Source organism: Mycobacterium saskatchewanense (assembly GCF_010729105.1).
Lineage (GTDB): Bacteria > Actinomycetota > Actinomycetes > Mycobacteriales > Mycobacteriaceae > Mycobacterium > Mycobacterium saskatchewanense.
This window is the reverse complement of sequence record NZ_AP022573.1, coordinates 4,758,001-4,775,665: the sequence shown is the minus strand read 5'-3', so window position 1 is coordinate 4,775,665 and position 17,665 is coordinate 4,758,001. Positions and strand designations below refer to the sequence as shown.

General features: G+C 68.7%; 24 protein-coding genes and 1 pseudogene. 10 read left to right on the top strand and 15 right to left on the bottom strand.

The window, feature by feature from the left end; genetic code table 11:
- Positions 1-8: 8 nt before the first annotated feature.
- Together G6N56_RS22590 and G6N56_RS22585 are read right to left on the bottom strand one after the other, a co-directional pair.
- The gene (locus G6N56_RS22590; RefSeq protein ID WP_085253994.1) at positions 9-674 is read right to left on the bottom strand and encodes a GNAT family N-acetyltransferase; all 666 of its coding nucleotides are present in this window, start codon (positions 672-674) and stop codon (positions 9-11) included.
- 9 nt (positions 675-683) lie between these two features.
- Positions 684-2,066: a xylulokinase gene (locus tag G6N56_RS22585; RefSeq protein WP_085253993.1), complete on the bottom strand. Its 1,383-nt coding sequence runs from the start codon at positions 2,064-2,066 to the stop codon at positions 684-686.
- Positions 2,067-2,078: 12 nt separating this feature from the next.
- On the opposite strand from G6N56_RS22585, the gene G6N56_RS22580 reads away from it, so the two are divergent.
- The 6 genes from G6N56_RS22580 (at position 2,079) to G6N56_RS22555 (ending at position 7,497) form a co-directional block, all read left to right on the top strand.
- Complete coding sequence (locus G6N56_RS22580) at positions 2,079-3,065, top strand: NAD(P)-dependent oxidoreductase (RefSeq protein WP_085253992.1); 987 nt, start codon at positions 2,079-2,081, stop codon at positions 3,063-3,065.
- Positions 3,062-3,724, top strand: a complete 663-nt coding sequence (locus G6N56_RS22575; RefSeq protein WP_085253991.1) for an L-fuculose-phosphate aldolase — start codon at positions 3,062-3,064, stop codon at positions 3,722-3,724. Before G6N56_RS22580 ends, G6N56_RS22575 begins: the two co-directional genes overlap by 4 nt.
- Positions 3,724-4,659, top strand: a complete 936-nt coding sequence (locus G6N56_RS22570; RefSeq protein ID WP_085253990.1) for an MBL fold metallo-hydrolase — start codon at positions 3,724-3,726, stop codon at positions 4,657-4,659. Before G6N56_RS22575 ends, G6N56_RS22570 begins: the two co-directional genes overlap by 1 nt.
- A gap of 67 nt (positions 4,660-4,726) precedes the next feature.
- A complete protein-coding gene (locus tag G6N56_RS22565) occupies positions 4,727-5,677 on the top strand; it encodes a class I SAM-dependent methyltransferase (RefSeq protein ID WP_085253989.1) in 951 nt (316 codons plus the stop codon).
- The gene (locus G6N56_RS22560) at positions 5,670-6,575 is read left to right on the top strand and encodes a class I SAM-dependent methyltransferase (protein WP_085253988.1); all 906 of its coding nucleotides are present in this window, start codon (positions 5,670-5,672) and stop codon (positions 6,573-6,575) included. The genes G6N56_RS22565 and G6N56_RS22560 overlap by 8 nt, the downstream gene beginning before the upstream one ends.
- A gap of 10 nt (positions 6,576-6,585) precedes the next feature.
- Entirely contained in the window at positions 6,586-7,497 is a 912-nt protein-coding gene (locus tag G6N56_RS22555; RefSeq protein WP_085253987.1) for a class I SAM-dependent methyltransferase, read from the top strand.
- On the opposite strand, the gene sppA is transcribed toward G6N56_RS22555, so the two are convergent.
- On the bottom strand, positions 7,494-9,266 hold the full coding sequence (gene sppA, locus G6N56_RS22545; RefSeq protein ID WP_163645159.1) for a signal peptide peptidase SppA: 1,773 nt from the start codon (positions 9,264-9,266) through the stop codon (positions 7,494-7,496). The genes G6N56_RS22555 and sppA overlap by 4 nt on opposite strands.
- Before the next feature lie 34 nt (positions 9,267-9,300).
- On the opposite strand from sppA, the gene G6N56_RS22540 reads away from it, so the two are divergent.
- Positions 9,301-10,230: an LLM class flavin-dependent oxidoreductase gene (locus G6N56_RS22540; protein ID WP_085253985.1), complete on the top strand. Its 930-nt coding sequence runs from the start codon at positions 9,301-9,303 to the stop codon at positions 10,228-10,230.
- On the opposite strand, the gene rplO is transcribed toward G6N56_RS22540, so the two are convergent.
- From rplO to G6N56_RS22485, 11 genes are all read right to left on the bottom strand, one after another.
- Entirely contained in the window at positions 10,231-10,671 is a 441-nt protein-coding gene (rplO, locus tag G6N56_RS22535) for a 50S ribosomal protein L15 (RefSeq protein ID WP_085253984.1), read from the bottom strand. It lies immediately after the preceding gene.
- Positions 10,668-10,874: a 50S ribosomal protein L30 gene (rpmD, locus tag G6N56_RS22530; RefSeq protein ID WP_085253983.1), complete on the bottom strand. Its 207-nt coding sequence runs from the start codon at positions 10,872-10,874 to the stop codon at positions 10,668-10,670. Before rpmD ends, rplO begins: the two co-directional genes overlap by 4 nt.
- Positions 10,871-11,536 carry a 30S ribosomal protein S5 gene (gene rpsE / locus G6N56_RS22525; RefSeq protein ID WP_085253982.1) on the bottom strand — a complete coding sequence of 222 codons (666 nt, stop codon included), beginning with the start codon at positions 11,534-11,536 and terminating at the stop codon, positions 10,871-10,873. The genes rpmD and rpsE overlap by 4 nt, the downstream gene beginning before the upstream one ends.
- Positions 11,537-11,573: 37 nt before the next feature.
- On the bottom strand, positions 11,574-11,981 hold the full coding sequence (gene rplR / locus G6N56_RS22520) for a 50S ribosomal protein L18 (protein ID WP_085253981.1): 408 nt from the start codon (positions 11,979-11,981) through the stop codon (positions 11,574-11,576).
- Positions 11,982-11,983: 2 nt separating this feature from the next.
- Positions 11,984-12,523, bottom strand: a complete 540-nt coding sequence (gene rplF / locus G6N56_RS22515) for a 50S ribosomal protein L6 (RefSeq protein WP_085253980.1) — start codon at positions 12,521-12,523, stop codon at positions 11,984-11,986.
- 23 nt (positions 12,524-12,546) lie between these two features.
- Positions 12,547-12,945, bottom strand: coding sequence for a 30S ribosomal protein S8 (gene rpsH, locus G6N56_RS22510; protein WP_085253979.1), 399 nt, complete (start codon positions 12,943-12,945; stop codon positions 12,547-12,549).
- A gap of 67 nt (positions 12,946-13,012) precedes the next feature.
- On the bottom strand, positions 13,013-13,198 hold the full coding sequence (locus G6N56_RS22505) for a type Z 30S ribosomal protein S14 (protein ID WP_007167851.1): 186 nt from the start codon (positions 13,196-13,198) through the stop codon (positions 13,013-13,015).
- Between the two features lie 3 nt (positions 13,199-13,201).
- Complete coding sequence (gene rplE / locus G6N56_RS22500) at positions 13,202-13,765, bottom strand: 50S ribosomal protein L5 (RefSeq protein ID WP_085253978.1); 564 nt, start codon at positions 13,763-13,765, stop codon at positions 13,202-13,204.
- The gene (gene rplX, locus G6N56_RS22495) at positions 13,765-14,082 is read right to left on the bottom strand and encodes a 50S ribosomal protein L24 (protein ID WP_085253977.1); all 318 of its coding nucleotides are present in this window, start codon (positions 14,080-14,082) and stop codon (positions 13,765-13,767) included. Before rplX ends, rplE begins: the two co-directional genes overlap by 1 nt.
- Positions 14,083-14,451 (bottom strand): 50S ribosomal protein L14, encoded by a 369-nt coding sequence (gene rplN, locus G6N56_RS22490; protein WP_003403649.1) that lies wholly within the window; start codon positions 14,449-14,451, stop codon positions 14,083-14,085. It lies immediately after the preceding gene.
- Positions 14,452-14,603: 152 nt separating this feature from the next.
- Positions 14,604-15,146, bottom strand: coding sequence for a DinB family protein (locus tag G6N56_RS22485; protein ID WP_085253976.1), 543 nt, complete (start codon positions 15,144-15,146; stop codon positions 14,604-14,606).
- Between the two features lie 263 nt (positions 15,147-15,409).
- Between G6N56_RS22485 and G6N56_RS22480 the strand changes: the two genes are divergently transcribed.
- Genes G6N56_RS22480 through G6N56_RS22470 form a run of 3 tightly spaced genes read left to right on the top strand, consistent with a single transcriptional unit; the run spans position 15,410 to position 17,239 of the window.
- Positions 15,410-15,718 (top strand): hypothetical protein, encoded by a 309-nt coding sequence (locus G6N56_RS22480; protein WP_085253975.1) that lies wholly within the window; start codon positions 15,410-15,412, stop codon positions 15,716-15,718.
- The gene (locus G6N56_RS28580; protein ID WP_085253974.1) at positions 15,718-16,770 is read left to right on the top strand and encodes a hypothetical protein; all 1,053 of its coding nucleotides are present in this window, start codon (positions 15,718-15,720) and stop codon (positions 16,768-16,770) included. The genes G6N56_RS22480 and G6N56_RS28580 overlap by 1 nt, the downstream gene beginning before the upstream one ends.
- The gene (locus tag G6N56_RS22470; protein WP_085253973.1) at positions 16,754-17,239 is read left to right on the top strand and encodes a hypothetical protein; all 486 of its coding nucleotides are present in this window, start codon (positions 16,754-16,756) and stop codon (positions 17,237-17,239) included. Before G6N56_RS28580 ends, G6N56_RS22470 begins: the two co-directional genes overlap by 17 nt.
- Positions 17,240-17,288: 49 nt before the next feature.
- Here G6N56_RS22470 and G6N56_RS22465 read toward each other — a convergent pair.
- Positions 17,289-17,657 (bottom strand): annotated as a pseudogene (locus G6N56_RS22465) (hypothetical protein); the annotation flags it as partial.
- Positions 17,658-17,665: the final 8 nt, after the last annotated feature.

Below are 17,665 nucleotides of genomic sequence, written 5' to 3'. Positions count from 1 at the left end.
GATCGCCGCTAACCCGGATTGGCGGCGGGCGCCCGCACCACCATCGGCACGGCGGGGAAGCACCACGCCATCTCGGACCGCGACTTGCGCAGCGCGGCGGTGCCGTAGCCCCGCTTGCGGTGCTCGGGGTGGATCCAGATGCGCACGTCGACCTCGCCGTTCAGCAGCTCGCCGAACACCATCCCGACCTTCTGCCCCGAGTCGATGGCGACGAACCAGGCGGCCTCCTCGTCGTCGACGCGCGCCAGCGCCGCACCGATCTCGTCGTCGAGGTTCCCGGCGGGACCGCCCGAGCCGTCGCCGGCCGTCTTGATCTCCTCGGTGCGGGCGGCGAAGATGTCGCGGTCCTCTTGGGCGGAGAACGGCCGCAGCTCCAGGGTTTCGCCCGAGCTGGCCGGGCGCTCCCCCAGCATGAAGCTCAACTGCTTGTTCAGGTCTTCGAGTTCGGCGAGGATCTTCCGCCGCGAATCTTTGGTCAGCATGTCGAAGGACATGCCCATCACCGCCTCGGCCGCCACGTGCGACGTGTCGAGCAGCGTGACGATCGCTTCGACCGCGGCCGCCTTATTGTCCGACTCCACGACGATGTCGGCGATCTCGTGCCGGCGTTCCAGGGCTTTGAGCAGGGCGTCGGCGATCTCGCGACGGGCGGCCTTGCGATCTTGGTCGGTCATTGCACCAGACTAGAGCGCCGCCGGAGGTATCGCGCTAGATCTTCGGCCCCCCAATTCCAGGAACCTGCGGTAGCGGTCCTCGACCGCGGCCGCCCACGCGGGATCCGGCTCGACGATGCGCTCGGTGCGCGCCCAGCGGCCGGCGTCGGCGATCGTCGTCTCCAGGCCGACCGCGATGCGGGCGAGGAACGCCGCGCCGAGCGCCGCCCCCTCCGGTACCGCCGATACCTCCACCGGCCGCCCGGTGGCATCGGCGATGGCCTGCATCCACGGCGCGACTCGCGTGCCGCCGCCGGCGGCGACGATCCGCGACGCCGGGGCCCCGCTCAGCTCGATGATCTGGCGGACGACGAAGCCCGAGGCCTCGTAGGCCGCCCTGCGCACCGCGGCGGCGTCCTGGGTGAGATCCAGGGCATCCAGCACGCCGCGGCGATCCGGGTCGTGGAACGGGGTGCGCTCACCGCGCAGGTAGGGCGACCACACCGGGACGCCGCCGGGTTCGACCACCACCGGGTCGGCCGCCGCCACGACCCGATCGACCCAACCCAGGAAGAGCCCGCCCGCGTTGCTCGCGCCGCCGATCTGGCTCTTGCCAGGCGCGGTGTGCGGAATGGTCCACAGGCCGGGCACCTGCCGCGCCTCGCCGATGGTCGTCCACACGATGAGCGTGGTGCCGCACAGCACCAGCACGTCGCCGTCGCGGTCGGCACCGGCCACGATCTGCTCGCACAGGGCGTCGATGGCGCCCGTGGCGAGCACGGCGCCGGTGGCGTGCACCGGCCCCACCGCCGCCCCGATGTTCTGCACCCGGGGCATCCGGTCGGCGGACGCGCCGCAGTCGCCGCACGCCGCCTCGCTCCAGGCGGTCCCGTCGAAGAGCGGGAACGCGGTCGCGGCGGTGGCGACGTCGATCACCGCCTCCCCCGCGAGGGCGTAGTTGGCCACCGCGGTCGCCGGCCAGTAGCCGGCCGCACCGGGCGCCTTCGCGGCCGTCCACCGCAGGAATCCGGTGGTCTCCCCCAGCGCCGGCAGCGGCTGGTCTGCCGCGCCGGGCACCCGGCCGCGTTCGTCGCCGTAGAGCAGGCCCGGCGTGATCGGCCTGCCACCGTCGTCGACGGCGGTGAGCGAGGGCACCATCGCCGAGACGGCCACCGCCCGCGCGTCGGGGCGGCCCAGCTCGTCCAGGGCGGCCAGCGGACCGCGCCGCCACGCCTCGTCGGCGTCGTGCTCGAGTCGATCGGGGGCCGGCACCCGTAGCCGGTGCGGGATTCGCACCCGCGCCGCCACGTGGCCGTCGGCGTCGGCGGCGACCGCTTTGACCGCGGTGCTGCCCACATCGATGCCGATTGTGACGTCATCGCTTGTGACATTCCTGCGTGACACGGGCGTCACCGTACGCCAGCATTGGCACTCGTGAGTAGATCACGCGCCCTGGTGACCGCGCCGCTTCGCGGACCGGGATTCGCCAAGCTCCGGCAGCTCGCCGACGTGGTGTACGACCCGTGGATCGAGCAGACCCCGCTGCGGATCTACAGCGCCGAGCAGCTGGCCGAGCGGATCGGCTCCGAGGGCGCGGATGTGGTTGTGGTGGAAAGTGATTCGATGCGCGGCCCGGTCTTCGACCTGCCGTTGCGCGCGATCGCCTCGACCCGCGGCGACCCCAACAACGTCGACATCGCCGGGGCCACCGCGGCCGGGATCCCCGTGCTGAACACCCCGGGACGCAACGCCGACGGCGTCGCCGAGCTGACCGTGGCACTGCTGCTCGCGGTGACCCGCCACCTACTGACCGCCGACGCGGATGTCCGCAGTGGCAACATGTTTCGCGACGGCAGCATCCCGTATCAGCGGTTCCGCGGCTGGGAAATCGCGGGACGCACCGCCGGGCTGGTGGGCCTGGGCGCGGTCGGCCGCGCCACGCGGTGGCGGCTCGCCGGGCTGGGCCTGCGGGTCATCGCGTACGACCCCTACAACGACGAGGCGCAACACGACCTCCCCGAACTGCTGGGCGAGGCCGACATCGTGTCGCTGCACGCGCCGGTCACCGGTGACACCACCGGAATGATCGGTCCGAAGGAGTTCGCGGCCATGCGCGACGGCGTGGTCTTCCTCAACACCGCCCGCGCGCAGCTGCATGACACCGACGCGCTGGTCGACGCGCTGCGTTCCGGCAAAGTGGGCGCCGCCGGGCTGGACCACTTCGCCGGCGAATGGTTGCCGACCGATCACCCGCTGGTGGGCATGCCCAACGTGGTTTTGACGCCGCACATCGGCGGTGCGACCTGGGACACCGAGGCGCGGCAGGCCCAGATGGTGGCCGACGACCTGGAAGCCCTGCTGTGCGGGCGGGCACCCACCCACATCGTCAACCCGGAGGTGCTGGGGCCATGACAGTCGTCAAATCCGTCGCCGACGCCGAGAACGCGGTGCTCGACGCGGCCAAGGACATGCTGCGCCGCGGCCTGGTCGAGGGAACCGCCGGCAACATCTCGGCGCGCCGCCCCGACGGAAACATCGTCATCACGCCGTCGTCGGTGGACTACCGCGACATGCGGCTCGACGACCTGGTGCTCGTCGACGAAGACGGCGCCGTGCTGCGGGCCGCCGACGGGCGTTCGCCGTCGTCGGAGATGCAGCTGCACCTGGCGTGCTACCGGGCCTTCGCGGACATCGGCAGCGTCATCCACAGCCATCCCGTGTGGGCGACCATGTTCGCCATCGCGCATCAGCCGATCCCCGCCTGCATCGACGAGTTCGCTGTCTACTGTGGCGGCGACGTCCGGTGCACGGAGTACGCGGCGTCCGGCACTCCCGAGGTCGGCGCCAATGCGGTGCGAGCGCTCGAGGGCCGCGGCGCCGCCCTGATCGCGAACCACGGCATGGTGGCTGTCGGGCCCCGTCCCGACAAGGCGCTGCACATCACCGCCCTGGTCGAGCGCACGGCCCAAATCGTCTGGGGCGCAAGAGCCCTCGGCGGGCCGGTGGCGATCCCAGAGGATGTCAACCGCAACTTCGCCAGCGTGTACGCCTACCTGCGCGCCAACACGTGATGCGCCGCGTCCGGTTCGGCCGCGCGAGCGTGGCGCGGGTCCCCGAGCTCCGATTCTCCTTGGGCGCAAGGTTTTTCCCGCACACCCCGGCGTCGGGGTGGCGGGACAACGCCGATCTGCTGGTGCCGGATTTCTTCGACCCGGACGCCGACCAGTGGCACATCGCGATCCAGAGCTGGGTCATCGAGGCCGACGGGCTGACGGTCGTCGTGGACACCGGTGTCGGCAACGACCGGGACCGCCCGCACATGCCGCCGCTGGATCACCTGAACACTGGATTCCTAACGGCGCTGAAGTCGGCCGGCGTCGATCCCGCCGCGGTGGACGTGGTGGTCAACACCCACATCCACTCCGACCACGTCGGGTGGAACACCATGCTGGACGACGGGCGGTGGGTGCCGACCTTTCCCAACGCCCGATACGTGGTGCCGGCCGCGGACTATCACCACTTCGAGCCGGGCGGACCCGCGCAGCGGCAGTCGCCGCGCTCCGAAGAGGAGGAAATGCAGCAGCGCGGCAATCGGATCGTGTTCGAGGACAGCGTGTTACCGGTGGTGGAGGCGGGACAGCTCGTGCGGTGGTCCGACGACTACCAGCTCAGCCCGTCGCTGCGGCTGCGGCCCGCGCCCGGACATACGCCGGGCTCGTCGGTGCTGTGGCTCGATGCGGGAGAGCCGGCAGTGTTCGTCGGCGACCTCACGCACAGCCCGGTGCAGCTGCGCCGGCCCGCCGACGCCTGCGCCTTCGACCTGGACGCGCCGGCCGCCGCGGTGACCCGCGGCCGGATCTTCACGCAGGCCGCGCGGTCCCGGGCCGCGGTGATACCCGCGCATTACCCCGGTCACGGCGGCGCGACGATCCGCGCGGTGGGCGACGAGTTCGACGTCGACACATGGCTGGACTTTCCGGTCACCGTCGAGCGCGCCGACCGCTGACTGCCGCGTACAGTGGAGGAGGCTTGTTATATCGGCTAAGTATCGGACTCTTCCGACAGGGGAAAACATGACTTCGACCGGCTCCCGGTACGAGGGCGACACCTGGGACCTGGCGTCTAGCGTCGGCGCCACGGCGACCATGGTGGCCGCCGCCCGCGCGATGGCGACGCGGGCCGAGCGCCCGCTGATCGACGACCCGTTCGCCGAGCCGCTGGTGCGGGCGGTCGGTGTCGACCTCCTCGCCCGGCTGGCCAGCGGTGAGCTGGACCCGACCGAACTGAACGACGTCCACGACGGCGCCAGCGGATCGCCCGGCGCCATGTCCCGCATGGCCGACAACATGGCGGTGCGCACCAAGTTCTTCGACGACTTCTTCCTGGCCGCAACGCAGTCCGGCATCAGGCAGGTGGTGATCCTGGCCTCGGGCCTGGATTCCCGCGCGTACCGGTTGCCGTGGCCCGCCGGCACGGTGGTCTACGAGGTCGACCAGCCCGAGGTCATCGAGTTCAAGTCCCGCACCCTGGCCAGGCTGGGCGCCACGCCCACCGCCGACCGTCGGGTGGCCGCCGTCGACCTGCGCGACGACTGGCCCACCGCGCTGCGCACCGCCGGATTCGATCCGGCCCAGCCCACCGCCTGGAGCGCCGAGGGGCTGCTCGGGTACCTGCCGCCCGAGGCGCAGGACCGCCTGTTGGACACCATCACCGAACTCAGCGCGGCGGGCAGCCGCCTTGCCACCGAAAGCGCGCCCACGCCCGGTCCCGGCGACGAGGAGAGGATGAAGGAGCGCATGCGGGCCATCGCCGAACGCTGGCGGGCGCACGGTTTCGACCTCGACATGGCGGGTCTGGTCTATTTCGGTGATCGCAACGAGGCGGCCACCTACCTGCGGGACCACGGCTGGGTGCTGAGCGGCAGCAGCATCTCCGAGCTGTTCGCCGCCAACGGGCTGGCTCCCCTGGAGGATGACGACATGCGCATGGGCGACGTGCTCTACGTGAGCGGCACTCATGAGTGAGGGACGCGCGGAAGGCGACAGCTGGGACCTGGCGTCGAGCGTCGGCGCGACCGCGACCATGGTGGCGGCGTCCCGGGCGCTGGCGTCGCAAGGACCCGACGCGCTGCTGGACGACCCCCTGGCCGACCCCCTGGTCCGTGCCGTCGGGCTCGATCCCTTCGTCCGCATCATCGACGGGGAGTTCGATTTCGGGGACGACCCGCTGCTGAATCGCAGGACGCGGATCGAGCAGATGACGGTTCGGACAAGGTTTTTCGACGACTTCTTTACCGGCGCCACGGATGCCGGCGTACGCCAGGCGGTGATCCTGGCGTCGGGGCTCGACACCAGGGCCTACCGGCTGCGGTGGCCGGCCGGCACGGTGGTTTTCGAGGTCGACCAGCCGCGGGTGATCGAATTCAAGACGACCACCCTGGCCGGACTGGGCGCCGCTCCCACCGCCGAGCGCCGTCCGATTGGCATCGACCTGCGCGACGACTGGCCGACGGCCTTGCGCGCCAACGGCTTCGACGTGACCCGGCCGACCGCATGGAGCGCCGAAGGGCTGCTGCCCTACTTACCGCCCGAGGCGCAGGACCGCCTGTTCGACAACATCACCGCGCTCAGCGCGCCGGGCAGCCGGCTCGCCACCGAGCACGTGCCCGATCCGAACGCCTTCTCCGACGAGCGGCTCAGGCACATCACGGAGCGCTGGCAGCGCGCGGGTTTCGACCTCAACGCGGCCGAGCTGTTCTATCGGGGTGAACGCAGCGTCGTCGTCGACTACCTCACCGGCCACGGCTGGCGGGTGGAGGCCCACCCCGCCAGGGAGCTGTATGCGCGCAACGGCTTCGAGTTCCCCGAGGACGAGTTGGCGGCGTTCGGAGACCTGAGCTACGTCGACGCGACCCTCGGCTAGGGTTTTCCTCATGTCACGCACTCACGACGACGAATGGGATCTGGCGTCCAGCGTGGGTGTGACGGCGACGATGGTCGCCGCCGGGCGCGCCATGGCGACCAAGGATCCGCGCGGATTGATCGATGACCCGTTCGCCGAGCCGCTGGTGCGCGCGGTCGGGGTGGACTTCTTCACCAAGATGATGGACGGGGAGCTCGATCTCGACGCGGTCGAGGGTTCGTCACCGGGGCGCATGCAGGCGATCGTCGACGGAATGGCGGTGCGCACCAGGTACTTCGACGACTACTTCACGAGCGCGACCGCCACCGGCGTGCGCCAGGCCTTCATACTGGCATCCGGGCTGGACGCACGCGCCTACCGGTTGCCGTGGCCGGCCGGCACGGTGGTGTACGAGATCGACCAGCCGCGGGTCATCGAGTTCAAGACGACCACCCTGGCCGGCATCGGGGCCGAGCCGACAGCAACCCGGCACGCCATACCCATGGACTTGCGCGGCGACTGGCCGGCCGCCCTGATGGCGGCGGGGATCGACGCGGACGCGCCGACAGCCTGGCTGGCCGAAGGCCTGCTGATCTACCTACCGCCCGAGGCGCAGGACCGGCTGTTCGACAACATCACCACCCTCAGCGCGCCAGGCAGCACGATCGCGACCGAGTTCGTGCCCGGGATCATCGATTTCGACGCCGACCGCGTTCGCGAGATGGCCGGAACGTTCCGCGAGCAGGGGATGGACGTCGACATGGCGTCGCTGGTCTACGCCGGGGAGCGCAACCACGTCGTCGACTACCTGACCGACAAGGGATGGGACGTCGAAGGCGTCACCCGCACGGAGTTGTTCCAGCGCCGCGGGATCCCCGTGCCTCCACCGGAGAACGACGACCCGCTGGGGGAGATCATCTTCATCAGCGGCACGCTGCGTTAAAGCCGCGGCGTCCCCAGCCACAGCGCGTTGACGCCGCCCATCGTCTGCTCGACGTTGGCCAGCACGCCGGCAAGCGTGCGGCCCAGCAGCGCGGCCAAGGCGTCCGGCAGCGACGCGGCGGCCGGTTGCGACGACGAGCGGGGGCGCACCATGTCCAACAGCGAGGAGCCCGGATAGCTGAGCAGCCGGACTTCGGTGTCCTCGTCCAGGCCCGCCAGCACCTTCGCCCGACGCACGGCAGTCTTCAGGCCGCCGAGTTCGTCGACCAAGCCCCGCTCCAGCGCGTCGGCCCCGGTCCAAACCCGGCCCCGCGCAACGCGATCCACGGCATCCACGGTCATGTTGCGGCCTTCGGCGACCCGCTCCACGAAGTCGGTGTAGAACAGGTCCGCTTCAGCCTCGCGGCGGGCCCGCTGCTCCGGGGTGAACGGCGCGTCGATGGACCAGGCATCGGCATTGGCGTTGGTGCGCACGGTATCTGAGAAAACACCCAACCGTTCGAGCAGCTCGCGCACCACCAGCTTCCCAGTGATCACACCGATGGAACCGGTGATGGTTCCCGGGTTGGCGACGATCGCGTCGGCGCCCATCGCGACATAGTAGCCGCCCGAGGCGGCGACGGCGCCCATCGACGCCACCACCGGCTTACCGCGCTTGCGGGCCCGCGTCACCTCGCGCCAGATCGTCTCCGACGCGGTGACCGACCCGCCCGGGCTGTCCACCCGCAACACGATCGCGGCCACCGAATCGTCGGCGGCGGCCTCCCGGACGGCCGCGGCGATGGTGTCGGCGCCGGCCGCCGACTGGCCGACGGGCAGCAATTGCGGCCCCCCACGGCCGTTCACGATCGCGCCGTGGACGGTGATCACGGCGAACGCCGGTCGGGGGCGGTGGCCGGGAACCGGCGGCACGGACAGGGCGAGCCGCGGCCGCGCAGCGCCGGCGTAGCGCGTGAGGTATAGCCGAGGCGGCCCCGTCTCTTCGGAATAATCCTCCACCCCAACGAGTTCCGCGATCCGCGCGTACGCCTCGTCCCGGAATCCGACCCGGTCGATCAGGCTCGCGGCGACGGCGTCGTCGCGCATGAGCGGCGCGCGGTCGGCCAGCTCGTCGAGTGCGCCGGGGTCGATCTTGCGCGACTCGGAGACCGCCGCCCACACCTGCTCCTGCACGCTTTCGATCATCCGGGTGACGGCTTCGCGGTGGGGCTCGGTGAAGCCGTGCTCGGTGAAAAGGTTTACCGCCGACTTGTATTCACCGCGTGCGACGAAATCCGGCTCTATGCCCGCCTTGTCGAGCGCGTCGCGCAGGAACGTCGCATTGCTGGCCAACCCGATCAGCCCGACCGTTCCGGCGGGCTGCATCCACACCTCGCGGAATGCCGAGGCCAGGTAGTAGGACATGGTGCCCGGATAGGTCTCGGCCCAGGCCAGCGACGGCTTGACGGCGCTGAACGCCTCGATGGCCTCGCGCAGCTCTTGCACGCCCGCCGGCGGCGACGCGGCCAGCTGCACGCGGGCGATCATCCCCGCAATCCGCGGATCCTCCGCGGCGCGGTGGATCGCGCCGACGACGTAGCGCAGTGCCATCGGGCGACCGCCCGTGATGATCGCCAGCGGGTCGAAACCCGTCGTCTCCGGGGGCACCGAGCGCAGGTCGAACTCGAGCACGCAGCCGTTGGGCACGCCCCGGTGGCGGGCGGTGTCGACCCGGCTCGCCGCGGCGCGCAGCTCAGAGACGCCGGGGATCGAGGGGAGGAAGGCGAACATATCCGCAGCCTACCCAGACCCGTAGGGTGGCCAGGTGAGGTATTCGATCGCCATTCCCCAATTGGACTATGACAGCTTCGACGCCGCCGGGCTTCGTTCCTTCCTCAGCCGGGCCGAGGAGCTCGGGTTCGAGGGCGGCTGGGTGCTCGAGCAGACCATCGGAGAAGCGCCGCTGCTGGCGCCACTGGAGCTGCTGGCGTGGTGCGCGGCCGGCACCGAGCGACTCCGCCTCGGCGTCGCCGTCCTGGTGACGTCCCTGCACGAGCCGCTGCAGCTGGCCCAGTCCATTACCGCCGTCGACCGGTTGAGCCACGGCCGACTCGACGTCGGCGTGGCACCCGGCGGTGGCGGCCGCCAGTTCGCCGCGTTCGGGGTGGACAAGGACCACTTCATCTCGTACTTCACCGAGGGCCTCGAGCTGATGAAAGCCGCGTGGTCGGACGAGCCCAGGGTCACCTTCCACGGCCGGTTCCGCGACGTCGACGGCCTGCCTTCCAACCCGAAGCCGGTGCAGCGGCCGCACCCGCCGATCTGGTTCGGCGGCCTCGCCCCGAAGGCGTTAGCCAGGGCCGTGCGCCTCGGCGACTCGTTCCTGGGAGCGGGCTCGTCGACGACGGAGCACTTCGCGGGGGCGGTCACCATCGTCCGCCGCGAGCTCGACGAACAACGGAAAGACCCGGCGCACTTCACTATCGGCAAAAGGGTTTACCTGATGGTCGACGACGACGCGGCCCGCGCCCGGGAGCGCGTGGTGGAAGGGCTGCACCGCATCTACGCCGACGCGATCCCCGGCGTCGAGGCGGTGCCGGTCTCCGGCACGCCGGGCGACGTCGCCCGCGGGCTGCGCGAGGTCATCGACGCGGGGGCCGAGTACCTGCTGCTCAATCCCGTCGGGGTGGACGTGGCGGAGAACCGCGACCAGATGGAACGCCTTGCCGCGGAAGTCATTCCGCAGCTGAGCTGACTACAGCTCGGTGACCGACCCGCCCGCCGCGGTGATCTTCTCGCGCGCGCTGCCGCTGAACTTGTGCGCCGACAGGTCGACCTTCACGCTCAGCTTGCCGTCGCCGAGAACCTTGACCAGCGAGTTCTTGCGGACCGCGCCCTTGGCCACCAGTTCGTCGACGCCGACCGAACCGCCCTCGGGGAACAGCCGGTTGATGTCACCGACGTTGACGACCGCGTACTCGGTGCGGAACCGGTTGCGGAAGCCCTTGAGTTTGGGCAGCCGCATGTGGATCGGCATCTGCCCACCCTCGAAGGTGGCCGGCACGTTCTTGCGGGCCTTGGTTCCCTTGGTACCGCGGCCGGCCGACTTACCCTTCGAGCCCTCACCGCGACCGACGCGGGTGCGAGCCGTCTTGGATCCGGGAGCGGGCTTGAGGTCGTGCAGCTTGATGGTCATTTGGTGTCACCTCCGGCGCCCGTCTCGGCGGGCTCCACCTCGACGAGGTGGTTCACCACCGCGATCAGGCCGCGAGTCTGTGCGTTGTCTTCACGGATCACCGAGTGGCGGATCCGCCGCAAGCCCAGGGTGCGCAGGCTCTCGCGCTGCTTCCAGCGCGCCCCGATGGTGCTGCGCACCTGGGTGATCTTGAGCTGACTCATTGTGCAGTCGCCTCTCTTGCCGCCGCGGCACTGGCCAGCGCATCACTTTCGCGGCGCGCCTTCAGCATCCCGGCCGGCGCCACGTCCTCGATGGGCAGGCCGCGGCGCGCGGCCACCTCCTCGGGACGCTGCAGCATCTTCAGCGCGGCCACCGTCGCGTGAACCACGTTGATCGCGTTGTCACTACCCAGCGACTTGGCCAGGATGTCGTGCACGCCCGCGCATTCCAGCACCGCGCGCACAGCGCCCCCGGCGATCACACCGGTACCCGGGCTGGCCGGGCGCAACAGCACCACACCGGCGGCCGCCTCCCCCTGCACGGGATGCGTGATGGTGCCGCGGATCAACGGCACGCGGAAGAAGCCCTTGCGCGCCTCCTCGACACCCTTGGCGATCGCGGCGGGCACCTCCTTGGCCTTGCCGTAACCGACCCCGACCATGCCGTTGCCGTCACCGACGATGACCAGCGCGGTGAAGCTGAAGCGCCGACCACCCTTGACCACCTTGGAGACACGGTTGATGGCGACGACGCGCTCGAGGTAGTTGCTCTTGTCGCCGTCCCGATCGCGGCCACCACGGCCGCCGCCGTCGCGCCGACCCCGGCCGTCGCGGTCGCCGCGCGAGTCGCGGCTGTCTTGGGCGCCTCCCGGCTGTTCCGCCATTATGCGGTCCTTCCGTTCATCAGGCTGTTGTTGTTCATCAGAATCGCAATCCGTTCTCGCGCGCGGCATCGGCCAGCGCGGCGATCCGTCCGCCGTAGGTGTATCCGCCGCGGTCGAACACGACGCTGTCGATGCCGGCGGCCTTGGCGCGCTCGGCGATCAACTGTCCGACCCGCACGCTGCGGGCTTTCTTGTCTCCGTCCAAGCCGCGCACATCGGTCTCGATCGACGAGGCGGCCGCCACCGTGGTGCCGTCCTGGTCGTTGACGAGCTGCACGTGGATGTGCCGCGACGACCGGTTGACCACCAGCCGCGGACGCTGCGGTGTGCCCGCGACCTTCTTGCGCAGCCGCGCGTGCCTGCGCAGCCGGGAAACGCGCCGAGTCGCGGACACGTTCTGCCCAACCGGCTTTCGCGCGGCGGTGTCAGCTTTTGATTGCGCCATGACTACTTACCTGTCTTTCCGACCTTGCGGCGGATCTGCTCGCCCTCGTAGCGCACGCCCTTGCCCTTGTACGGGTCCGGGCGGCGCAGGCGACGGATGTTCGCCGAAATCTGGCCGACCTTCTGCTTGTCGATCCCCGACACCGTGAACTTCGTCGGTGACTGGACCGCGAATGTGATGCCCTCGGGCGCCTCGATCACGACGGGGTGGCTGTACCCGAGTGCGAACTCCAGGTTGGAGCCTTTGAGCTGCACCCGGTAGCCGACCCCGAAGATCTCCATCTTGGTCTCGTAACCCTGCGTCACGCCGGTGACCAGATTGGACACCAGGGTGCGCGACAGCCCGTGCAGCGAGCGGTTCTCCCGCTCGTCGTTCGGGCGGGTGACCACGATGGCGCCGTCGTCGTTGCGCGACACGGCGATCGGCTCGGCGACGGTCAGGTCCAGGGCGCCCTTGGGGCCCTTCACCGAGACCTTCTGGCCATCGATCGTGACGTCGACACCGGCGGGCACCGGAACCGGCTGCTTACCAATACGCGACATAGTCTTTCGCTACCTCTCCGCCTCTACCACACGTATGCGAGGACTTCGCCGCCCACGCCCTGTCTGGCCGCCTGGCGATCGGTCAGCAGACCCGAGGAGGTCGAGATGATCGCCACGCCCAGGCCGCCGAGCACCCGCGGCAGGTTGGTGGATTTCGCGTACACCCGCAGGCCGGGCTTGGAGACGCGGCGCAAACCCGCGATGCTGCGCTCCCGGCTCGGGCCGTACTTGAGCTGGACGATCAGCGACTTGCCCACCCGAGCGTCTTCGGTCCGGAAATCGCTGATGTATCCCTCGTTCTTGAGGATCTCGGCGATGTTGGCCTTGATCTTGGAGTGCGGCAACGTCACCTCGTCGTGGTACGCCGAATTGGCGTTGCGCAGACGCGTCAAAAAGTCTGCGATCGGGTCCGTCATGGTCATGACAGCCGTGTCACCTTCCTCGCGGGGGTTCCCGTCCCGGGCCTACCGCGCAACTGTTCTGGGCTTGTTACCAACTGCTCTTCTGCACGCCCGGCAGCTCGCCGGCGTGCGCCATCTCGCGCAGGCAGATCCTGCACAACCCGAATTTGCGGAACACCGCGCGCGGGCGTCCGCACCTGTTGCAGCGCGTGTAGCCGCGCACCGCGAACTTCGGCTTGCGTGCGGCCTTGTTGACCAGTGCCTTCTTCGCCATCGCTCAGTTCTCCTTGAACGGAAAGCCGAGGGCCCGCAACAGCGCTCGCCCCTCGTCGTCGGTCGTCGCCGAGGTGACGACGTTGATGTCCATGCCGCGGACCCGGTCAATCTTGTCCACGTCGATCTCGTGGAACACCGACTGCTCGGCCAGCCCAAATGTGTAGTTGCCGACGCCGTCGAACTGCTTCGGCGACAGGCCGCGGAAGTCACGGATACGCGGCAGCGCAATGGATGTCAGGCGGTCGAGAAACTCCCACATCCGGTCTCCGCGCAGGGTCACGCGGGCGCCGATCGGCATACCCTCGCGCAACTTGAACTGCGCGATGGACTTACGCGCCCGGCGGATCTCGGGACGCTGGCCTGTGATCAGCGCCAGATCGTTGACGGCGCCGTTGATCAGCTTCGCGTCCCGGGCCGCCTCGCCGACACCCATGTTGACGACGACCTTGGTCACGGTCGGGATCTGCATGACGTTGGCGTAGTTGAACTGCTTGTGCAACGCATCGCGAATCTCGCTGCGGTAGCGCTCCTTCAGCCGGGGCTGAACTTTCTCTGCAGTAGTCATCAGATGTCCTTGCCGTTGCGCTTGGAGACGCGGACTCGCTTGCCGGTTTCCTCGTCGACGCGGTACCCCACGCGGGTGGGCTTGCCGTCCGAGTCGACCACCATCACGTTCGAGACGTGGATCGGGGCTTCCTGGGTGACGATTCCGCCCGACTGGGCTCCGCGCTGGTTGGCGGAAATTGCGGTGTGCTTCTTGATCCGGTTGACGCCCTCGACCAGCACCCGATTACGCTCCGGGTAGGCCTGCAGGACCTTGCCTTTGGCGCCCTTGTCCTTGCCGGCGATGACGAGGACGGTGTCGCCCTTATGCACCTTCATCTACAGCACCTCCGGGGCCAGCGAGATGATCTTCATGAACCGCTTCTCGCGCAGCTCGCGGCCGACCGGGCCGAAGATGCGCGTGCCGCGCGGATCGTTGTCGGGCTTGATGATCACCGCGGCGTTCTCGTCGAACTTGATGTAGCTGCCGTCGGGACGCCTGCGCTCTTTGACGGTGCGCACCACGACGGCCTTGACGACGTCCCCCCGCTTGACGTTGCCGCCCGGGATGGCGTCCTTGACGGTGGCGACAATCACGTCACCGATCCCGGCATAGCGTCGCGACGAACCGCCGAGCACCCGGATGCATAAGATCTCCTTGGCGCCGGTGTTGTCGGCGACCTTCAACCGCGATTCCTGCTGAATCACTCGATCTCCTGAACTGGTTGCGTGTGCACGGCAGGAGGAAACCACCGAACCTGACGTGCGCGGTCTTGTAAAGCAGTAGTCACCGAAGGGCACGCGGGGCCGACAACGTTTGCACGCACCGGCCGAGGTCTGCCCAAGGCAACCCCTAGAGTCTAGGGGACGAGCAGCTCAGAGCCAAATCTCTCGATGTCGCCGAGGTGATGGACGCCTTCGTGCATCGCCTGGCGCACGAGCCAACGCGCCGTCCGGCGCTCACCGGGCAACCGGGATCCTATGCGGTCCCAATCGCCTTCCCGCATCCGCGCCACTTCGTCGCGGAATCCCGCCACGGCCGCCGCCGTCTCGTCGATCGTGGCGGCGATGTCGCACTGGTTGTATCGGAAACGACGGGCCCGCAGATCGTTGAACAGCGGCTCGAAGGCGGGCTGGTCCTCCGTGCGGACGCGGTGCAGCCGGATGGTGAAGCCGACGTAGACGTCGCGCAGGTGGCACACGTACTCGGCGACCGACCACACGTCGGCTTCGGGCCGCTTTCGCCGAGCCCCGGGCGGGATGGCATGCACGGCCTCCCGGAGGGCGACGGGCAGGCCGCCGATGATGTTGACCGCCTCGTCGATTTCCGTCTCCGAAAAGGCCATCGCGCAGGGCTCGCACACGTAATCCTCGGCGGCCAGCGGCGGTAACGAAGCCGACATGTGGACATTTTCGCCCAGCGGGCTCGCCTAGAACGGCGGGGGTTCGCCGTCGCCGGTGGCGTCGTCCGGTCCCCGCGCCGCCGAGGCGCCCAGGCGGGTTTGGCGGTTGTGTCGGCGTTCGGTGGTGATGCGCGCGGCGTGGTGTTGGGTGCGGGTGCGGGTGGAATCCGGGCACGGTGGCCGCCGTTAGAGCCTAAAATTATCTAGCTCACCGCGGCGCCAGGATCTTTTCACCGATTTACCAGCATCGTTAGACTCGGTGCATGCCAGCCGAATCTTCCGCGGGCCGCACCCAGCTGAAGGTACTCGCCGCTGGCCTGCACAAGCTTGGATTGATGTGCGGCAAGGTCAGCGCCGAGTTGGGCTCTGAAGTCACGCTGCCGTCGGTGACCACGTCAGAGTGGGCATCGTCAGCGGCCACCGTCGGTAGGGCCGCCGCGGCGTCGGCCGCCGACGCATCCTCGATGGGGCACCGGATCGGTGCCCGCGGCGCCGACTACGCCAAGGCTGCAACGGTGTACGTCGATACAGAGGAGGGCAACGCCGCGCGGTTCCGCGGACTGACGCGCTGATGGTCGGCACCGGCTGGCCAACACTTTCGGAGTTGCGCGCCACCGACTTCGGCTACTTCACGGTGCTCGCAAACTATCTGCGCACAATCGGACCCAAAGCCGAAAGCGCCCTAGAGCAGCTGGCCGATGCTGTCAAATACCCGGGCGGGGTCGAATGGCGAGGCGCTGCCGGTGACGCGGCGATCGGGCAGGCGGCGACGGACCTCCTGCGTGCCAGGCCAGTACTAGGGTCCTGGCACGACGTGGCAACCGCCGCCCCACACTGGCAGCAGATCCTGGAAGCTGGCAAGCATCTGGCGCTCGACGCGGTTGGCGACGCGGAGCGCGACGGGTTTAGCGTGGGCGACGACTACAGCGTGGCCGACACAAGGGAATGCACCACCGAAGCCGAATACGAGGCCCGTCTGCGGGTAGCGAGGGCGCATTTCAGCTTCATCCGGCACAGAGTCAGCACCCTGGTTGCCAACGAACGTGACATCAACACCAATCTTGCGGCCATGACCGCCGAGTGGGGGCAGCTCACGTTTTCGGAGCACGGCGGTGGTGTGCGAGCGGTCGATTTTAAGCAGGGCGGTGGCCCGGCTGACGAGTTACCGTACCCGGTCAACAATGTCATCGCCGAAGCGACGGACCTCGACGGCAACCGAATCATTCTCCGGCGCGGGTACTACGACGCGACAGCCAAGAGAGGCTGGGGCTGGGACAAGGCGTACTGGAAACACGGCGTTGTCAATCCGAACGTGTTCAAAGATTTGATCTCTCATAGCCGGCCAATACATCTACCGGACGGCACACTTCGCTATGACGTGACCATCAACCGCACCCACTGCACGAGCGGCCTGCTGGGAATCACGAGCTGCGAGGATACTGGGGAGAGCTTGACGATGAGGATCGTGGTCGATCCCAACGAGGGGCGTGCTGGCGTGCCTGATGGCCGACAGAAAGGAGTGATCACAATGTTTCCGTTGGAGGGTGGCAGCGGAGTGATCAAACTGGGGAACGACTGGACCTGGACTCCGCCTTGGGTGAACACGAATGTGCCCATCAACTAACGCGGACGCCGAGCAACGCAAATTCGCACGTGAGGTGCTGCGCAAATTGTTGCGGCGTATCGCAGACGAGAACAGCGAAGGAAGTCAGCCCATTCTCGTCTCACACGCCTGGACCGACGGGCCGATGATGTATCTGGTCTACGCCGCCCCGCCATCTGACATTACGCGGGGGCTCGTACGCGACACCAGAGAGTCGATTATTGATCCTGGCCCATGGCCGGACGTGGCGGAAGCGGTCCGCTACTACTATCTCCTCGACCTCGACGAGCGGCAGCCATGGGGTTCGTTTCGCCAGCCAGGCGAACCGAGCTCCATTTTGTGGGACGGCTTTCCGCTCGAAGAGGGTTTGCCCGAGCGCCTGTCGGACATTCCAGAGACCTATCGGCACATGCCGGGACCGATGAGATCACCGTTGAAGAGTGAGCGACACGCGGTGAACGAGCCTCGCCGATATGCAGACCCTTCTTGAACTCGCCCACAATGCCAGGAGGAAACCTTTGATCGAGGGCTCTCTATAGCTAGAAGGGCGGGGGTTCGCCGTCGCCGGTGGCGTCGTCCGGTCCCCGCGCCGCCGAGGCGCCCAGGCGGGTTTGGCGGTTGTGTCGGCGTTCGGTGGTGATGCGCGCGGCGTGGTGTTGGGCGCGGGTGCGGGTGGGCATCATGGCGGTGCGTGGGGCGCAGTAGTCGTCGGGCGGGGTTTCGAGGGTGGGCATGCCGCCCACGGCATGGCACAGGCTGGGGAACAGCAGGGCGCTGCCGGGGGTGGTGACGGAGGTCTGGCCGGCCGGAGAGGTCAGGATCACGGTGCCGTCGGGTAGTTGCTGGTCGGTCCAGCCCCAGAAGGTTTTGACCAGGTGGTGGGTGCGGCACAGGCATTTGAGGTTTGTGAGACATC